The 19,371-nt window shown below is 64.4% G+C and carries 14 protein-coding genes; 10 read left to right on the forward strand and 4 right to left on the reverse strand.

Annotated features, from left to right (window positions below):
- Positions 1–58 precede the first annotated feature (58 nt).
- A complete protein-coding gene (locus R9B85_RS03935; RefSeq protein WP_003261019.1) occupies positions 59–277 on the forward strand; it encodes a hypothetical protein in 219 nt (72 codons plus the stop codon).
- Here the strand turns inward: R9B85_RS03935 and R9B85_RS03940 are convergent.
- From R9B85_RS03940 to R9B85_RS03955, 4 genes are all read right to left on the reverse strand, one after another.
- Positions 261–2,510, reverse strand: coding sequence for an Orn/Lys/Arg decarboxylase N-terminal domain-containing protein (locus R9B85_RS03940; protein WP_112252940.1), 2,250 nt, complete (start codon positions 2,508–2,510; stop codon positions 261–263). The two genes, R9B85_RS03935 and R9B85_RS03940, sit on opposite strands and share 17 nt — an antisense overlap.
- 175 nt (positions 2,511–2,685) lie before the next feature.
- Positions 2,686–3,444, reverse strand: coding sequence for a DNA polymerase III subunit epsilon (gene dnaQ / locus R9B85_RS03945; RefSeq protein ID WP_423770852.1), 759 nt, complete (start codon positions 3,442–3,444; stop codon positions 2,686–2,688).
- Positions 3,445–3,495: 51 nt separating this feature from the next.
- On the reverse strand, positions 3,496–3,942 hold the full coding sequence (gene rnhA, locus R9B85_RS03950; protein ID WP_112252943.1) for a ribonuclease HI: 447 nt from the start codon (positions 3,940–3,942) through the stop codon (positions 3,496–3,498).
- 15 nt (positions 3,943–3,957) lie between these two features.
- Positions 3,958–4,731 (reverse strand): class I SAM-dependent methyltransferase, encoded by a 774-nt coding sequence (locus R9B85_RS03955; protein ID WP_112252944.1) that lies wholly within the window; start codon positions 4,729–4,731, stop codon positions 3,958–3,960.
- 85 nt (positions 4,732–4,816) lie between these two features.
- On the opposite strand from R9B85_RS03955, the gene gloB reads away from it, so the two are divergent.
- From gloB to R9B85_RS04000, 9 genes are all read left to right on the forward strand, one after another.
- A complete protein-coding gene (gene gloB / locus R9B85_RS03960; RefSeq protein ID WP_112252945.1) occupies positions 4,817–5,596 on the forward strand; it encodes a hydroxyacylglutathione hydrolase in 780 nt (259 codons plus the stop codon).
- A gap of 100 nt (positions 5,597–5,696) precedes the next feature.
- Entirely contained in the window at positions 5,697–7,127 is a 1,431-nt protein-coding gene (locus tag R9B85_RS03965; protein WP_133974128.1) for a lytic transglycosylase domain-containing protein, read from the forward strand.
- 218 nt (positions 7,128–7,345) lie between these two features.
- Positions 7,346–9,175: an extracellular solute-binding protein gene (locus R9B85_RS03970; RefSeq protein WP_423770853.1), complete on the forward strand. Its 1,830-nt coding sequence runs from the start codon at positions 7,346–7,348 to the stop codon at positions 9,173–9,175.
- Entirely contained in the window at positions 9,172–11,007 is a 1,836-nt protein-coding gene (locus tag R9B85_RS03975) for an extracellular solute-binding protein (RefSeq protein WP_215520572.1), read from the forward strand. The genes R9B85_RS03970 and R9B85_RS03975 overlap by 4 nt, the downstream gene beginning before the upstream one ends.
- Before the next feature lies 1 nt (position 11,008).
- On the forward strand, positions 11,009–12,082 hold the full coding sequence (locus R9B85_RS03980) for a microcin C ABC transporter permease YejB (RefSeq protein ID WP_016488245.1): 1,074 nt from the start codon (positions 11,009–11,011) through the stop codon (positions 12,080–12,082).
- Position 12,083: 1 nt separating this feature from the next.
- Positions 12,084–13,103, forward strand: coding sequence for an ABC transporter permease (locus R9B85_RS03985; protein ID WP_085664605.1), 1,020 nt, complete (start codon positions 12,084–12,086; stop codon positions 13,101–13,103).
- 1 nt (position 13,104) lies between these two features.
- A complete protein-coding gene (locus R9B85_RS03990; protein WP_215520571.1) occupies positions 13,105–14,715 on the forward strand; it encodes an ABC transporter ATP-binding protein in 1,611 nt (536 codons plus the stop codon).
- Positions 14,716–15,122: 407 nt separating this feature from the next.
- Positions 15,123–18,053, forward strand: a complete 2,931-nt coding sequence (locus R9B85_RS03995; RefSeq protein WP_112252950.1) for an aminotransferase — start codon at positions 15,123–15,125, stop codon at positions 18,051–18,053.
- Positions 18,054–18,464: 411 nt separating this feature from the next.
- Entirely contained in the window at positions 18,465–19,370 is a 906-nt protein-coding gene (locus tag R9B85_RS04000; protein ID WP_112252951.1) for a LysR family transcriptional regulator, read from the forward strand.
- Position 19,371: the final 1 nt, after the last annotated feature.

The following is a 19,371-nucleotide window of genomic DNA, read 5'->3' on the forward strand; positions in this document are numbered from 1 at the left end:
CTGTTCCACGGTCTATGCCTGCAGACATTTCCCACGCAATTCAGAGGTTTCCACCCAAATGGCAGCAGTAATGGTCGGCCAATTCCACGCCCGTGACGCCGAAGGCCGCATCTACCCCGTGCACGAGTTCCAGGAGTCGACCCTGCAAACCGACGGCAGCACGCTGGGCGCCCCCATCACCACCTATCGCCTGGCCATCGGCGACAAGGTCAACCACCTGGGCGAAAACCGCTTCGAACTGGCGCGCAGCGGCGTCGAGATCATTCGCATTCCTTGATGCAATCCACCGTGTAGCGGCCGCTTTCGTTCTGCAGGCCGTGCACGTCGGCGACGAAACCTGGGAAGCCCTGGTTGAACGCCCGGGCGAATGCCAGGTAATCGAGTATCGAGCGGGTCGCCTCGGTGAACCGCTCGCCCGGCATGATCAATGGAATACCAGGCGGGTACGGCACCAGCATCACCGCCGCCACGCGCCCCAGCAGCATCTCGATCGGCACCGCTTCCACCTCACCGCGCACCATCTGGTCATAGGCCCGGGCCGGGCTCACGGCTACCTCCGGCAAGCGCGTGAACAGCCGCTTCAGCTGCTTGGCCGTGGCATTTGCCCGGTAGCAGCCATGCAACTGGTCGCACAGGTCGCGCAGGCCCATACCCTGGTAGCGTGAGGCATCGGCAGCCACCACGCTCGGCAGGCAGTTGTTCAGGGCGGTATTGCCGTCATAGTGGCGCTTGAACTCCAGCAACTCGGTAAGCAGGGTGCTCCACTTGCCCTTGGTGATGCCCATCGAGAACAGCACCAGAAAGCTGTAAAGGCCGGTTTTCTCCACCACCAGCCCCCGCTCCCAGAGGAACTTGCTGACCACCGCCGCCGGGATGCCATGCTCGCCCAGCGCACCGCCCGCGCTCAGGCCCGGCATCACCAAGGTCACCTTCAGCGGGTCGAGCAGCACATAGTCGTCCGCCACTTCGCCAAAGCCATGCCACTCCGCCCCCGGCTGCAGCAGCCAGTCCTGCGCGGCCAAACGGTGGATGCCTTCGGCACTCGGCGGCTGCCAGATGCTGAACCACCAGTCGTCGGCAGCGATATGCTCGCGCAGGTTGGCCAGGGCACGGCGAAAGCTCAGCGCCTCGTCGAACATTTCCTGCAACAGCGAACGCCCGGCCGGCCCCTCCATCATGGTCGAGGCCACATCCAGCGAAGCGAGGATGCTGTATTGCGGCGAGGTCGAGATGTGCATCATGAACGCTTCGTTGAAGCGGTCACGGTCCAGCTGGCGCCTGGCCCCGTCCTGCACATGAATCATCGAGGCCTGGCTGAACGCGGCCAGCAGCTTGTGGGTGGAATGGGTGCTGAACACCAGCGGGCTGTCTGCCGCGCAGGCCGTGCCCATGGCATGGCGCCCGGTGAAGAACTCGTGGAAGGCCGCATAGGCGAACCAGGCTTCGTCGAAGTGCAGCACCTCGACACTGGCGCCCAGGCTCTGCTTGATCAGCCCGGCGTGGTAGCACAGGCCGTCGTAGGTGGAGTTGGTCACCACCGCCAGCTTGATGCGCTGCCCGCGATCGCGGGCAAGAGGGTTGGCCTGGATCTTCGCCTGGATCGCCTCGGCGCTGAACTCGCTGAGAGGGATCGGGCCGATGATGCCCAGTTCGTTGCGCTCGGGGCACAGATAGAGGGGAATGGCACCGGTCATGATGATCGCGTGCACCACCGACTTGTGGCAGTTGCGATCCACCAGCACCAGGTCGTCGCGGCCGACCATGGCGTGCCAGACGATCTTGTTGGCCGTGGAGGTGCCATTGATGACGAAGAAGGTATGGTCGGCGCCAAAGTTGCGTGCGGCCCTGGCTTCGGCTTCGGCCAAGGGGCCGGTGTGATCGAGCAGCGAGCCCAGCTCCGGCACGGAAACGGACAAGTCCGAGCGCAGGGTGTTTTCCCCGAAGAACTGGTGAAAGGCCTGGCCAACCGGGCTTTTGCGATAGGCCACGCCGCCGCCGTGGCCCGGGGTGTGCCAGGAATAGTTGGACTGCGCGGTGTGCTGTACCAGGGCCTTGAAGAACGGCGGCAGCAGGCCGTCGAGGTAGATGTGTGCGGCACGCGCCACCTGGCGCGCAAGAAACGGCACGGTGTCTTCGAACAGGTAGAGGATGCCGCGCAGCTGGTTGAGCTCGCTCATGGCTTCGGCGGGGGCGTTTTCCAGGGTCACCTGTTCGCCCAGGGCGAAAATCGGCAGGTTGGGCGCACGCAGGCGGGCCAGTCGAATCAGCTCGGCCATGCTCTGCAGCAGGTGAGTATTCTCGCCGACGCCCTCGGCGGCAATCAGCATGCAAGCCAGGCCATGGTGGGTGGCGGCGACCAGGCAGGCCTCGGCATGGTCGGCGGCGGCGAGGATGGCAAAGCCGTCCTGGCGCAGTTCCTCGGCGATGCCCCGCACGCGTTCGCCAGCGACGCTGTCGGCCTTGATGGCACGGTGGACAATGAGGATGGGGAACTTGAGGTCCTTGTACATCAGGTGGCTACCTCCGAAGGACATGGCGTCCATTTCAGGGTAGTTGAGCCTTGTACTGCCTGTACTGGCCTCTTCGCGGGTGAACCCGCTCCCACAGGGACTGGATTGTATTCAAGACCAGTCGATTGTCTGTGGGAGCGGGCGCGCCCGCGAAGAGGCCGGTACAGGCTGAAAATCAGCTAGCAGGTGTCTCGGTCAAAACCTGCCACATGGATGGCCCACCCGCCGACTTGGCAATGGCCGCCAGGCGCTCGGCATGCGCCTCCAGCTCCTCGGCACTGGCCATGATCACCCGCCCGGGCACACGCCCGGTAATACGGCGAATCTCGCTGCCGCCAGCACCGCCCCCTTCATCCCCCGATTCTGCCCCATGCCCGGCCAGCGACAGGCTGGTCTGGCCACCGGTCATCGCCAGGTAGACGTCAGCCAGCAGTTCCGAGTCGAGCAATGCGCCGTGCAGTTCACGGCCCGAGTTGTCGATGTCGTAGCGTTTGCACAGCGCATCCAGGCTGTTGCGCTGCCCCGGGTGGCGCGAGCGCGCCAGCAGCAGGGTGTCGAGGATGGTGCAGTGCTGGGAAATGTCCGCGCGGTCCTGCTGGCCCAGCAAGGTAAATTCGTTGTTGATGAAGCCAACGTCGAACGCCGCGTTGTGGATGACCAGCGTGGCGCCCTGGATGAACTCGAAGAACTCCTCGGCCACATCGCCAAAGCGTGGCTTGCCGACCAGGAAGGCATCGGTGATGCCGTGGACGTTGATGGCGCCCTCGTCACTCTCGCGGTCCGGCTGCAGGTAAACGTGGAAGTGCCGCCCGGTCAGGCGCCGGCCGATTACCTCGACACAGCCGATCTCGATGATCCGGTGGCCTTCGCTGACCGGCATACCCGTGGTTTCGGTATCGAGAATGACGAACCGTTTATCTTGCTGCTGCTCCACGCGGGGCGCTCCAACTTGCATCAGTTACAAAGGGCGCAATTGTACCCCAGCTCAACGCTTGGCGCGCACCTCATCGACGCCACGGTTGGCCAGCTGGTCGGCGCGTTCGTTGCCGGGGTGGCCGATGTGCCCGCGTACCCACTTCCAGGTCACCTTGTGGCGGTTGACCTGCTCATCCAGCTGCTGCCACAGGTCGGCGTTCTTCACCGGCTCCTTGGCCGCGGTTTTCCAGCCGCGCTTCTTCCAGTTGGTCATCCATTCGTTGATGCCCTTCATCACGTACTGCGAGTCGGTGGTCAGCACCACCTCGCATTCGCGCTTCAGCGACATCAGGCCCTGGATCGCAGCCATCAGCTCCATGCGGTTGTTGGTGGTTTCACGCTCGCCGCCCCACAGTTCCTTCTCGACGCCCTTGTAGACCATCAGCACGCCCCAGCCACCAGGGCCCGGGTTGCCCTTGCAGGCACCATCAGTAAACATCTCGACGCTATCGCTCATGTACCACTCTTGAAGTCAGTGCTTGTCAGTTTCGGGGTTGGCCGCCGTGCGGTTGACCTTGGCCAGCGGCAGCGGCAGCAGTTTGCCCATCGGCTCGCGGCGCTCCGGGCGCAACGGCCGCAGGCCCACCACCATCTTGCGCGCCACCAGCAGGTACACCCCGCCTCCGGAGCCCTGCCAGCCGCCGGCCATCCGTTCCCAGCCCTGCAGGCGGTGCTGCCAGGCCGGCGAGGCAAGCGGCGGACGATAGCACCCGAAGCGGCGTTTCTCCAGCGCGAAGCCCAGCAGGTTGAGCCAGTCGCCCACCCGCGACGGCGAGATGCAACGGGCCTTGCGCAGGGCGCCGTGGCTGAAGAAATGGCGCATGCCCCAACTGCTCCAGGGGTTGATCCCGACGATCAGCAGGTGCCCGCCAGGGCGCACGGCGCTGGCCGCCTCGCGCAGCAGGCCGTGGGGCGACAGGCTGAAATCCAGGCCATGCTGCAGCACCACCACATCGGCGGCGTGCTCGCTCAGCGGCCAGGCCTGCTCTTCGCAGACAATCTCCACCCCCGGCAGCGGCGCGCCGAGGCGCACGTTGCGCTGCACCTGAGGCGCGCTGGGCGGTGGCTCGGCGCAGGGCCCGTAGTGCACAAGGTAACCCCCGAAGAAGCGCCCGAGCTCTTCTTCCAGCAGTTTTTCCTCCTCCTTGAGCATCAGTTGGCCGAGTGGGCCGTTGAACCACTCACGGGCCAGGCTGATCAGCTTGACCCACTCCGGGTCGGCCTGGGCAAAGGCTTGGTCGGTCATTGCGCTCTCCCTCGAAGGTTCTCGCACCGCGCCATCGCGGCTAAGATGCCTTCATGTGCCACGCTAGGCGAATCGGATCCGCACCATGATACAGATCGATGCTCTCCCCGCTTTCTCCGACAACTACATCTGGTTGTTACAGGATACTGCCAAACGCCGCTGCGCGGTGGTCGATCCGGGTGACGCCGGCCCAGTGGAACGTTGGCTGTCGGCGAACCCCGGCTGGGTACTGAGCGACATCCTGGTCACCCACCATCACAATGACCACGTCGGCGGCGTGGAGCGGCTCAAGCAACTGACCGGCGCCCGCGTCTGCGGCCCGGCCCGCGAGCACATTCCCTGCCGTGACCTGGCGCTGGACGAAGGTGACCAGGTGACCGTGCTTGGCGTGACCTTCCAGGTGCTGGCCGTGCCCGGCCATACCCTGGGGCATATCGCCTTGTTCAGCGACCAGCCGGCAACACCCGTGCTGTTCAGTGGCGACACATTGTTCGCCGCCGGTTGCGGGCGCATGTTCGAAGGCACCCCCGAACAGATGCAGCCTGCCCTCGCCCGCCTGGCAGCCCTGCCAGAGCACACCGAAGTGTACTGCGCCCACGAATACACCCTGAGCAACCTGCGTTTCGCCAAGGCGGTGGAACCCGGCAACCCGCACGTTCAACAGCGGTTCGAGGACGTTACCCGTTTGCGTGGCGAAAATCGCATCACATTGCCATCAACGATCGGTCTGGAGCGCCTGACCAATCCCTTCCTGCGCACCTCTGAAACATTAGTTAAACAAAAAGCAGACGAATGGAAGGGACATTCAAACCCCTCGCATGTCGCTGTTTTTGCTGCCTTGAGGTCTTGGAAGGACACCTTCTGATAACCTCAAGATATATCGCAAGCGATGGTCAAAGGTTGACCAGGCCCGGAGCGGTTTCTAGAATCGCCGAAATTTTTCACCCGGAAACCTGTGTCAGCCGATGTCTTCCCGTAGCCGCAGAACCTCTCATTCCGTCGCCCTGACGCGCCTGGCCCAAATCAGTGCGCTGGCCCTGGCCGCCACTTTGGTGGGCTGCCAGAGCACCCGTCAGCTCGACGAATCCGATAGCGTTCGCGCGCACAACTACCAGGCGCGGATCAAGCACAAGCCTTCGCCGCTGCTGGTCAAGCCGGCCGAGCAGGCACCCCAGGATGTATGGGAACGCATGCGCCAGGGCTTTGCCCTGCAGGACAACATCGACGTCAACCCGCGCATCGAGCAGCAGCGTCTGTGGTTTGCCAGCAACCCAAGCTACATCGAAAGCGCCGGCGAGCGTGGCAGCCTCTACCTGCACTACATCGTCGAGCGCCTCGAAGAGCGCGACATGCCGCTGGAGCTGGCCCTGCTGCCAGCCATCGAAAGCGCCTACAACCCGATGGCCTACTCGCGCGCCCACGCCGCAGGCATGTGGCAGTTCATTCCGTCCACCGGGCGCCACTTCAACCTGCGCCAAACCAACTTCTACGATGGCCGTCGCGACGTGACCGCCTCGACCAATGCCGCACTCGATTACCTCAGCCGCCTGCACGACATGTTCAACGGCGACTGGCTGCTGGCCCTGGCTGCCTACAACGCCGGCGAAGGCACGGTCAGCCGCGCCATCGAGCGCAACGAGCGGCTCGGCCTGCCCACCGACTACTGGAACCTGCCGCTGCCGCAGGAAACCCGCGACTACGTGCCCAAGCTGCTTGCCCTGTCGCAGGTGGTACTCACGCCGCAAGCCTATGGCGTGAACCTGAACCCGATCGCCAACGAACCTTACTTCGAGGCGGTGGCCATCAACGACCGCCTCGACCTGTCGCGGGTAGCAGCCTTCGCCAATATCGACGAAGACGAGCTGATCCAGCTCAACCCGGCATTCAAGAAGCGCATGACCGTGGACGGCCCGCAGCAGCTGCTGGTACCCACCGCCAAGGCGCAACTGCTGAGCGACAGCCTGTCCAACCTCAAGCCCGAGCAACTGGTCAGCCTGCAGCCGAACAAGGCCGTGTTCGCCCGCGCAGTGGCCGAAGCCAAGGCTCCGGTCGCGGCGCGCAGCTACCGGGTCAAGCGCGGCGACAATCTGGGCGCAATCGCCAAGGCCAACCGCGTTTCGGTCAAGGACATCAAGCGCTGGAACCGTCTCTCCGGCAACAGCGTGCGCGCTGGCCAGGTGCTGGCCCTGCGCGGTGGCAGCGCGCCGAGCGCTGCTGGCAATCGGGTAGCCGCCTCCGGGAAGCGCTCCACGCAGTACAAGGTACGCAAAGGCGACTCGCTGTACCTGGTGGCCAAGCGCTTCAACGTGGAAATGAAGCACCTCAAGCGCTGGAACCCACGCAGCGGCCATGCCCTGAAGCCAGGCCAGACCCTGACCGTCTACCTCTCGCATTGATGTAGTGCGGGGCCGCTGCGCGCCCCATCGCCGGCAAGCCAGCTCCCACACCGACCGCATCGACTTGAAGTCTTGTGCAGTACCTGTGGGAGCTGGCTTGCCGGCGATGGGCTGCAAGGCAGCCCCTTGCAATCCTCAAGTTCGCACTCTTTTTCCAACCCCACCAAGCTGTTACTGTACCCCGATCAAAGCCCAACGCCTCTGGATCGGATGCCGACTTGATACGTCCCCTCCTGCTGTCACTCAGCCTGGCCTTGAGCTTTCCCGCAGCCGCGATGGTGAGCGAAAGCCACGGATACGCGCAGTTCGGCACGCTCAAGTACCCAGCCACATTCACCCATTTCGACTGGGTCAACCCGCAAGCGCCCAAGGGCGGCACCTTGCGGGCCATGGCTTTCGGTACCTTCGACACCCTCAACCCCTACACCTTCAAGGGGTCGAGCCCGATTACCACGCCCAATTTCCAGCAATACGGCGTCAGCGAGCTGAACGAGCCGCTGATGGTCGGCACCGGCCAGTACGACCCGTCCGGCGACGAACCAACCTCCAGCTACGGCCTGATCGCCCGCTCTGTGGAGTACAGCGAGGACCGCAGCTGGGTAGTGTTCAACCTGCGCCCGGAAGCCCACTGGCATGACGGCAAGCCGATCACCTCGGCAGATGTGGCCTTCTCCTACCGCACGCTGCTCAAGGATGGCCACCCGATCTACCGCACCAACCTGCAGGAAGTGCAGCGGGTGGACATCCTTGGCCCGATGCGCATCCGCTTCGTGTTCAAGCGCGCCGGCAACCCGTTGCTGATCCTGCGCCTGGGCGAAATGCCGGTGCTGCCCAAGCACTACTGGCAAAAGCGCGATTTCAAGGCCACCACCTTCGAGCCCCCGCTGGGCAGCGGCCCCTACCGCATCACCCAGGTCCAGCCTGGGCGCCGGCTGGTGTTCGAACGGGAGAAGAACTACTGGGGCAAGGACCTGGCGGTGAACCTTGGCAAATACAACTTCAATCGCGTGGAGTACGAATTCTACCGCGACGCCACGGTCGCCTTCGAAGCGTTCAAGGCCGGCGAGTTCGACATCTATATCGAGCACCAGGCGAAGAACTGGGCCAACGGCTACAACTTCCCGGCCGTGCGCCGGGGCGAGGTAATCAAGGCACAGATCCCGCACCGCATCCCCACGCAAACCCAGGGCCTGTTCATGAACAGCCGCAGGGCCACCTTCAGCGACCCACGGGTTCGCCAGGCGCTGGGGCTGATGCTCGACTTCGAGTGGACCAACCGCGCGCTGTTCAGCGGCGCCTATCGCCGTTCGACCAGCTACTACCCCAACAGCGAGTTCGCCGCCACCGGCCTGCCCACCGGCAAGGAGTGGCTGCTGCTGGCGCCGTTCCGCGACCAATTGCCGGCCAGCCTGTTCAGCGAACCCTACAAGGTCAGCCAGACCGATGGCCGCGGTATCAGCCGCCACACCCTGCGCCAGGCCCTCGGCCTGCTCGCCGAGGCCGGCTGGAAACTGAACGGGCAGCGCCTGGTTGACAGCAAGGGCCAGCAGCTGCGCATGGAGCTGCTGCTGGTAAACCCCAACCTTGAACGCATCCTGCAACCTTATGTCGAAAATCTGGCCAGCATCGGCATCGATGCGCGCTTGCGTACCGTGGACCGCGCCCAGTACAAACAACGCCTGGACCAGTTCGATTTCGACATGATTCTGATGACCCTGAACCAGACCCTGAGCCCCGGCCTCGAACAGTGGCTGTACTTCCACTCCAGCCAGGCCACGACCAAGGGCAGCAAGAACTATGCTGGGGTCAAGGACCCGGTGGTCGATCATCTGCTCGACACCCTGCTCGCCGCCCGTACCCGTGATGACCAGGTCGCCGCCGCCCGCGCCCTGGACCGGGTGCTCTCATGGCAGTACTACATGATCCCCAACTGGTACCTCGACAATCATCGCCTGGCCTACCGCAACCGGTTCGCCTTCGTCACCACGCCGCCCTACACCCTCGGGCTGAACAGCTGGTGGATCAAGACCTCGGAGAAAGCCCAATGACGCCAACGCACCGACTGCGCCGGCTGGCCGGCAGCCTGTTGCTTGCCTGCCTGAGCCTTTCCGCCCTGGCCGCACCGCAGCACGCGCTCACGCTTTATGACGAACCGCCCAAGTACCCGGCCGACTTCAAGCACTTCGACTACGTCAACCCTGACGCGCCCAAGGGCGGCACCTTCCGCCAGTCCAGCTTCGGCGGTTTCGACAGCCTCAACCCGTTCATCAACAAGGGTGTGCCGGCCGAGAATATCGGCAGCATCTACGACACCCTGATGCGCCAGAGCCAGGACGAGCCGTTCACCGAGTACGGCCTGGTGGCCGGCAAGATCGAAAAGGCCCCGGACAACAGCTGGGTGCGCTTCTACCTGCGCCCCGAGGCACGCTTCCACGACGGCCACCCAATGCGCGCCGAAGACGTGGTGTTCACCTTCAATGCCCTGATCAAGGACGGCGCGCCGCTGTACCGCCAGTACTATGCCGACGTCGCCGAAGTGGTCGCCGAAGACCCGCTGACGGTGCTGTTCACTTTCAAGCACAAGAACAACCGTGAGCTGCCGCTGATTCTCGGCCAGCTGCCGGTGTTGCCCAAGCACTGGTACGAAAGCCGCGAGTTCAACCGCGGCAACCTGGAAATCCCGCTGGGCAGCGGCCCGTACAAGGTCGCCGAGGTCAAGGCCGGGCGCTCGGTGCGCTACGAGCGGGTCAAGGACTACTGGGCCAAGGACCTGCCGATCAACCGCGGCTTCTACAATTTCGACGTGATGACCTTCGACTCCTACCGCGACACCACGGTCGCCCTGGAAGCGCTCAAGGCCGGGGCGTTCGACTATGCGCTGGAAGTCAGCGCGAAGAACTGGGCCACTGCCTACAACGTACCCGCCGTGCGCGATGGCCGGCTGATCAAGGAAGAATTGCCCAACGGCAACCCCACCGGCATGCAGGGTTTCATCTTCAATATCCGCCGCCCGGTGTTCCAGGATGTGCGCGTGCGCCAGGCGCTGAGCCTGCTGCTTGACTACGAGTGGACCAACAAGCAGCTGTTCAACGGCGCCTACACCCGTACCGGCAGCTACTTCGAAAACTCGGAAATGGCCGCCCGCGGCCTGCCCGGCCCCAACGAGCTGAAAATCCTCGAACCGCTGCGCGGCAAGGTCCCCGAGCAGGTATTCAGCCAAGCCTTCCACAACCCGGTCAGCGACGGCAGCGGCATGATCCGCGAGCAGCAGCGCCAGGCCTACAAGCTGCTGCAGGAAGCCGGCTGGAAAATCGTCGACGACAAGATGGTCGACGCCCAGGGCAAGCCGGTGAGCATCGAGTTCCTGCTGGCACAGACTGAGTTCGAACGTATCCTGCTGCCGTTCAAGCGCAACCTCGCCGACCTTGGCATCGACCTGAACATCCGCCGGGTCGACGTTTCCCAGTACATTACCCGCCTGCGCTCGCGCGACTACGACATGATCGTCGGTGGCTACCCGCAGTCCAACTCGCCGGGCAACGAGCAGCGCGAGTTCTGGTCCAGTGCCGCCGCCGACAACCCTGGCAGCCGCAACTTCATCGGCCTGCGCGACCCGGCCATCGACCAGCTGGTGGAGCAACTGATCAATGCCGATTCGCGCCAGAGCCTGATCGACCACTGCCGGGCCCTCGACCGCGTGCTGCTGTGGGGCTACTACGTGATCCCCAACTGGCATATCAAGACCTGGCGCGTGGCCTACTGGAACCACATCGGCCACCCGGACGTCTCGCCCAAGTACGACATCGGCATCGACACCTGGTGGATCAAGCCTGGCGTAACCCCGGCCGCCAGCGCAGCCACTGCGGACGAGGCCGAATAACATGCTGGCCTACATCCTGCGCCGCCTGCTGCTGATCATCCCGACCCTGTTCGGCATCCTGATCATCAACTTCATCATCGTCCAGGCAGCCCCCGGCGGCCCGGTCGAGCAGATGATCGCCAAGCTCGAAGGTTTCGAAGGCGCCACCAGCCGCATTGCCGGTGGCGGCGCCGAAGTGTCCGTGGCCGGCTCCAACTACCGTGGCGCCCAAGGCCTGGACCCGGCACTGATCGCCGAGATCGAGCGCATGTACGGCTTCGACAAGTCGCCGCCCGAGCGCCTGTGGATCATGATCAAGAACTACGCCCGTCTGGACTTCGGCGACAGCTTCTTCCGCGATGCCAAGGTCATCGACCTGATCGTCGAGAAGATGCCGGTGTCGATCTCGCTGGGACTGTGGAGCACGCTGATCATGTACCTGGTATCGATCCCGCTGGGCATTGCCAAGGCCGTGCGCCACGGCAGCCACTTCGATGTGTGGACCAGTTCGGCGATCATCGTCGGCTATGCCATCCCGGCGTTCCTGTTCGCCATTCTGCTGATCGTGCTGTTCGCCGGCGGCAGCTACTTCGACTGGTTCCCGCTGCGTGGCCTTACTTCCAACAATTTCGACGAGCTGAGCACCACCGGCAAGGTGCTGGACTACTTCTGGCACCTGGTACTGCCGATCACCGCGCTGGTCATCGGCAACTTCGCCACCATGACCTTGCTGACCAAGAACAGCTTCCTCGACGAGATCAACAAGCAATACGTGGTCACTGCCAAGGCCAAGGGCCTGAGCCGGCCACGGGTGCTGTATGGCCATGTGTTCCGCAACGCCATGCTGCTGGTGATTGCCGGTTTCCCTTCGGCGTTCATCGGCATCTTCTTCACCGGCTCCCTGCTGATCGAGGTGATCTTCAGCCTCGACGGCCTCGGCCTGATGAGTTTCGAAGCGGCCATCAACCGCGACTACCCGGTGGTCTTCGGCACCCTGTTCATCTTCACCCTGCTGGGGCTGGTGGTGAAACTGATCGGCGACCTGACCTACACCCTGGTCGATCCACGCATCGACTTCGCCAGCCGGGAGCACTGACATGGCCTTGTCCCCCCTCAACCGCAGGCGCTTCGAGCGCTTCAAGGCCAACCGCCGTGGCTGGTGGTCGCTGTGGCTGTTCCTGATCCTGTTCGGCCTGAGCCTGGGCGCCGAGCTGATCGCCAACGACAAGCCGATTGCCGTGCGCTACGACGGCGAATGGTACTTCCCGGCGTTCAAGCGCTACCCGGAAACCACCTTCGGCGGCGAATTCCCGCTGGAAGCCAACTACAAGAGCCCGTACATCCGCGAACTGCTGGAGAAGAAAGACAGCTTCGTGCTGTGGGCACCGATCCCGTTCAGCTACCAGAGCATCAACTACGACCTGCGCGTACCCGCACCGGCCCCACCGTCGGCGGACAACTGGCTGGGCACCGACGACCAGGGCCGCGATGTGCTGGCACGGGTGATCTACGGCTTCCGCATCTCGGTGCTGTTCGCCCTGACACTGACCGTGCTCAGCTCCATCGTCGGCGTGATCGCCGGTGCCCTGCAGGGCTTTTATGGCGGCTGGGTCGACCTGGCCGGGCAACGCTTCCTGGAGGTCTGGTCGGGCCTGCCGGTGCTGTACCTGCTGATCATCCTTGCCAGCTTCGTGCAGCCCAACTTCTGGTGGTTGCTGGGCATCATGCTGCTGTTCTCGTGGATGAGCCTGGTGGACGTGGTGCGCGCCGAGTTCCTGCGCGGGCGCAACCTGGAATACGTGCGCGCAGCCCGCGCGTTGGGGATGCGCAACGGCGCGATCATGTACCGGCACATCCTGCCCAACGCCATGATCTCGACCATGACCTTCATGCCGTTCATCCTCACCGGCGCAATCGGCACCCTCACCGCCCTGGACTTCCTCGGTTTCGGCCTGCCGCCTGGCGCACCGTCGCTGGGCGAGTTGGTGGCCCAGGGCAAGTCCAACCTGCAGGCCCCCTGGCTGGGCATCAGCGCCTTCGCCGTGCTGGCGCTGATGCTGAGCCTGCTGGTGTTCATCGGCGAATCCGCCCGCGATGCCTTCGACCCGAGGAAGTGACATGAGTGAACAGAACCTGATCGAAGTGCGCGACCTGGCGGTGGAATTCGTCACCGGGGACCAGGCCCACCGCGTGGTGAACGGCATCAGCTTCGACATCCGCAAGGGTGAGACGCTGGCACTGGTGGGCGAGAGTGGCTCGGGCAAATCGGTCACCGCGCACTCGCTCCTGCGCTTGCTGCCCTACCCCCTGGCCCGCCACCCCAGCGGCAGCATCCGCTACGAGGGCAAGGACCTGCTGCAGCAGAACGAGAAGACCATGCAGCGCATTCGCGGCAACCGCATTGCGATGATCTTCCAGGAGCCGATGACCTCGCTGAACCCGTTGCACTGCATCGAGAAGCAGATCAACGAAATCCTCCTGCTGCACAAGGGCCTGACCGGCAAGGAGGCCACGGCGCGCACCCTGGAGCTGCTGGAGATGGTCGGCATTCCCGAACCACGCAAGCGCCTGAAGGCCCTGCCCCATGAGCTGTCGGGCGGGCAGCGCCAGCGGGTGATGATTGCCATGGCCCTGGCCAACGAGCCGGAACTGCTGATTGCGGACGAGCCGACCACGGCGCTGGACGTGACCGTGCAATTGAAGATTCTCGACCTGCTGAAGAAACTGCAGGCGCGTCTGGGCATGGCCCTGCTGCTGATCAGCCATGACCTGAACCTGGTACGGCGCATCGCCCACCGTGTGTGCGTGATGCAGCACGGGCAGATTGTCGAGCAGGCCGAATGCGCCACGCTGTTCAGCGCGCCGCAGCACCACTACACGCAGATGCTGATCAATGCCGAGCCCAGCGGGCTGCCGGCGCACAACCCGGTGGGCGCGCCATTGCTGGAGGTGGATGACCTCAAGGTGTGGTTCCCGATCAAGAAGGGCCTGCTGCGGCGCACGGTCGACCATGTGAAGGCGGTGGACGGGGTCAACTTCAGCTTGCCGCAGGGGCAGACGCTGGGGATTGTCGGCGAGTCCGGGTCTGGCAAGTCGACGTTGGGGCTGGCGATCTTGCGCCTGATCTCCAGCCAGGGCGGCATTCGCTTCCATGGGCAGAACCTGGAAGGGCTGAACCAGAAGGCCGTGCGCCCGTTGCGCCGGGAGATGCAGGTAGTGTTCCAGGACCCGTTCGGCAGCCTGAGCCCACGCATGTGCGTGGCGGATATCGTCGGTGAAGGGTTGCGCATTCACGGCATTGGCAACGCGCAGGAACAGGAAGCGGCGATTATTGCTGCCCTGGAGGAAGTGGGGCTGGACCCGCGCACGCGGCATCGCTATCCGCATGAGTTTTCCGGTGGGCAGCGCCAGCGCATTGCCATTGCCCGGGCGTTGGTATTGAAGCCGGCGCTGATCCTGCTGGATGAGCCTACGTCGGCGCTGGACCGCACGGTGCAGCGCCAGGTGGTGGAGTTGCTGCGCAATCTGCAGCAGAAATACAACCTGACCTACCTGTTCATCAGCCATGACCTGGCAGTGGTCAAGGCGTTGAGCCACCAGTTGATGGTGATCAAGCATGGGCATGTGGTGGAACAAGGGGATGCACAGGCGATCTTCCATGCGCCGCAGCATCCGTATACCCGGCAGTTGCTGGAGGCGGCGTTCTTGGAGGTGGGTGCGGCTAGTTAGCTTTTGGGGGCTGCTGCGCAGCCCATCGCCGCGGTTCCAAGCCTGCTCCCACCCCGACCGCGCTGGCTTCAAGCCATGCGCTATCCCTGTGGGCCATTTCCCAATCCTCGCCGAACCCAAGACTTGCACCAAGGCTGATTAATGTGTCGCCAGGGCCGGCCCTTTCGCGGGCGTGCCCGCGAAGAGGCCCGTCCAGGCAGTCGAGAATTTTCAGGGGATTCAAGAATGACCACGGAAGACACCCACTTCACTGTCAGCAAAACCACGTCTACCAAGGCGAACACGGCATACACAGCTCCGGGGCAGCAATCCAATCATCAAATTTTCTGACAACAATCGTCTTCCATCATCAGCCAGATCGAGCATAAATTCTCCACCGTCAACCCCCAGCAGCAACGGTAGAGCCCATGTCCAGCACACAATACCAGCCCGCCTCCCCTGCCCTGACCACGCTGATCCAGCGTTCCGGCCTGCCCAGCCCTGCGCTCGGCGAAGCCCAGGCACATGCCGTGCTGCAAACGCACTACGGCATTGCCGGCAACCTGTCGCCACTGGGCAGCCAACAGGACCTTAACTTCCGCGTAGACGCCCCCCAAGGCAGCTTCGTGCTCAAGGCCTGCCACGGCAGCTACGCCCAGCTCGAACTGGAAGCCCAACACGCGGCCCTGGCCTACCTTCGCGAACAGGGCTTGCCAGTGCCCGCCGTGCGCCCGGCAAGCGACGGCCAGATGCTGCTGGCGCTGGAAATAGACGGGCAACCGCTGCGCCTGCGCCTGCTCGACTACATCGAAGGCCAACCGTTGACCCGCCTCAAGCACATGGAGCCACGCCTGATGGCTGAACTGGGCGGGCTCTGTGCGAAGCTGGACAAGGCACTTGCCAATTTCGATCACCCAGGCCTTGCGCGCACCCTGCAATGGGACCCGCAGCATGCCCAGGCACTGATCGCTCACCTGCTGCCGGTGCTGCAGGACAGCGAGCAGCGCGCCCGTATCGAACACGCCACCCGCCAGGCCAGCGAGCGCCTGACGCCGCTGGTTGCTCACCTGCCAAGCCAGGCCGTGCACCTCGACATCACCGACGACAACACCGTGTGGGCCCGTGATGCCCAGCGCCAATGGCAGCTGCAAGGGGTGATCGATTTCGGCGACCTGTTGCGCACGTGGCGCATCGCCGACCTGTCGGTAACCTGCGCGGCGCTGCTGCACCATGCCGAGGGCGACCCGCTGCGCATCCTGCCAGCCGTGCATGCCTACCAGGCGCTCAACCCACTGAGCGAAGCCGAACTGCGCGCACTGTGGCCACTGGTGCTCAACCGCGCCGCCGTGCTAGTGCTGAGCAGCGAGCAGCAACTCGCCGTAGACCCCGGCAACCAGTACACCCGCGACAACATCGCCCATGAATGGGAAATCTTCGACACTGCCACCGCCGTACCCTTCGCGTTGATGGAAGCGGCCATCCTGCAAGCTGCGGGCCTGCAGCCTGCCACGCTGGACCTGAGCGGCTGCGCGCCACTGCTCCCTGAGCTGGACGGGCAGGCAGTGACGCGCGTCGACCTGGGCGTACTCAGCGTGCATTGCGAGGCGGGCAACTGGGAGCAACCGGGCTTCGACCAGCACCTGCTGACCACGCAACCGGCCCCGGCCTGCAGCCTGCACGGGCAGTATCGCCTGTCGCAAACCCACATCGACCGCCCCGAAGAGCCCGCCACCTGCGCCTTGGGCGTCGAGTTGCATGTACCCAACGGCAGCCTGGTACAAGCGCCAGATGCCGGCACCTGGCAGCGCCATGGTGACGGCCGTGGCTGCCTGCGCAGCGCGCACTGGACCTTGTGGCTGCAGGGCCTGGAAGACGCGCCTGCAAATGGCCAGGCCGTGGAAAAAGGCCAGCCGCTGGGCAGCAGTTGTGGCTTCCTCAGTGTGCAACTGTGCCTGGATGACGGCATCCAGCCGCCATTCTTCGCCACGCCATCCCAGGCAACGGCCTGGCTGGCCCTGTGCCCGTCGCCAGCTGCCTTGCTGGGCTTCGACTGCAACGCCGAACCACTCCCTGACCCACAGGCCCTGCTGGCCCGCCGCGACGCCAGCTTCGCCCGCTCGCAGAAGCACTACTACGCGCAACCGCCCCACATCGAACGCGGCTGGCGCAACTACCTGATCGACATGCAGGGCCGCTCGTACCTGGACATGCTCAACAACGTCGCGGTGCTGGGCCACGGCCACCCGCGCATGGTCGCCGAATCGGCGCGGCAGTGGTCGCTGCTGAACACCAACTCGCGCTTCCACTACGCGGCCATCACCGAGTTCTCCGAACGCCTGCTGGCGTTGGCACCCGCAGGCTTCGACCGGGTGTTCATGGTCAACAGCGGCACCGAAGCCAACGACCTGGCGATTCGCCTGGCCTGGGCCTACAGCGGCGGGCGCGACCTGCTCAGCGTGCTGGAGGCCTACCACGGCTGGTCGGTGGCCACTGATGCCATTTCCACCTCCATTGCCGACAACCCGCAGGCCCTGGAAACCCGCCCGGACTGGGTGCACCCGGTCGAAGCGCCGAACACCTTCCGTGGCCGCTTCCGTGGTGCCGACAGCGCCACCGACTACCTGCGCGACGTCGACGCCAAGCTGGCCGACCTCGACGCCCGTGGCCGCCAGTTGGCAGGCATCATCTGCGAACCGGTGTACGGCAATGCCGGGGGTATTTCGTTGCCGGCCGGTTACCTGCGCGAGGCCTATGCCAAAGTACGTGCCCGCGGCGGCGTGTGCATCGCCGACGAGGTGCAGGTCGGTTATGGCCGCCTGGGCGAGTACTTCTGGGGCTTCGAGGAACAGGGCGTGGTGCCTGACATCATCACCATGGCCAAAGGCATGGGCAACGGCCAACCGCTGGGCGTAGTCATCACCCGCCGCGAGATTGCCGAAGCACTGGAAGCCGAGGGCTACTTCTTCTCCTCGGCAGGTGGCAGCCCGGTCAGTTGCCGCATCGGCATGGCGGTGCTGGACGTGATGCAGGAAGAAGGCCTGTGGGACAACGCCCGCGATACCGGGCGCTACTTCAAGTCGCGCCTGCAGGCACTGGTCGACAAGCACCCGCTGGCCGGCGCGGCGCATGGCTCGGGCTTTTACCTGGGGCTGGAACTGGTGCGCGACCGCGCAACCCTGGAACCAGCTACCGAGGAAACCATGACGCTGTGCAATCGCCTGCGTGACCTGGGCATCTTCATGCAGCCGACTGGCGACTACCTGAACATCCTCAAGATCAAGCCGCCGATGTGCACCAGCCGGGCGAGCGTGGACTACTTTGTCGACAGCATTGATCGGGTGTTGGGCGAAGGGCTGTAAGGAACTGGGTGGTGCTGGCGGCGTTGGCCTTTGGATATTCAGCGCCTGTGAGCCCCAGCGCTTTGTGGGAGCGGGCACGCCCGGGCACGCCCGCGAACACCGGCAAAGCCGGTGCCATCAACCGCGTCGTCTGTTTCGCGGGCGCGCCCGCTCCCACAGGTGCTGCGCTGGCTTGGAGTTGACGCTGTACCTGTGGGAGCGGCTTTAGCCGCGAATACCGGCGAAGCCGGTGCCCTACCCCGCGCAGGCTTCTTCGCGGGTAAACCCGCTCCCACAGGTACCGCACAGGCTTCAGGTTCACGTTGGACCTGTAATGCGCCGCACCAGCGGCGCTCGATCCCACAGGGGCCATAAAACTTTCGCCTCATCTATTACTATTCGCTCACACCCCCCACCTCAGGTTCAATGAACATGGCCTTTACCAGCGACTCCCTGGCAATCTTCCTCGCGGTGCTGGAGGCAGGCTCGTTCTCTGCCGCCGCGCGCAAGCTGGGGCGTGTGCCTTCGGCCGTGAGCATGGCCATCGCCCAACTGGAGGCGGAGCTGGACCTGGTGCTGTTCGACCGGGCCACGCGCAAAGCCTTGCCCACCAGCGCCGCCCTGGCCCTGGAACCCCAGGCCAGGCAGGTGATCTGCCAGCTCAACCTGCTCGACGCCCAGGCCCTGCAACTGCACAAGGGCCTGGAAAAGCGCCTGACCATCGCCATGGCGCCCGAGCTGCAGACAGGCCGCTGGAGCCAACCACTGGAAACCCTCGCCCAGGAATTTCCCAGCCTGGAAATCGAGGTGCGCTCGGCCACCCAGGCCGAAGCCATCCGCCTGCTGCACGACGGCAGCGTGCAGCTGGCGCTGGTCTTCGAACGGCCTGGCATCGACGAGCGCGAGTCATTCCTGGAAGCTGGCAGCCAGTTGCTGGTTGCCGTTGCCTCCCCCCGCCATCCGGCCGGGCAAAACAGCGGCACGCCATTACCTGAAGAGGCTTTCGCCGAACAGCGGCAGATCATCGTGGCCTCGGGCAAGGCCACCGGGTCGGACCCGCGCATGGTACTGTCGCGACGCATCTGGCTGACCGACAGCTACCTGGCCACGCTGGACCTGGTGCAATCGGGCCTTGGTTGGGCGTATCTGCCGCAGCCGTTGGTTGAACCGTTGATCGCTTCGGGCGCGCTGGCAGAGGTGCGTTTCGACAACATGGCCAGCCGGTTGCGCCTGTGGGTGGACATCATCTGGGTCAAGTCGCGCCCGTTGGGCCTGGGCGCCCGGCGCTACCTTGAGGTGGTGCGCCAATGCTTTGAAACAGAATCCCCGAGGTCCTGAG

Source organism: Pseudomonas sp. NLJ1 (genome assembly GCF_049486705.1).
In the GTDB taxonomy this organism is placed as follows: domain Bacteria; phylum Pseudomonadota; class Gammaproteobacteria; order Pseudomonadales; family Pseudomonadaceae; genus Aquipseudomonas; species Aquipseudomonas inefficax.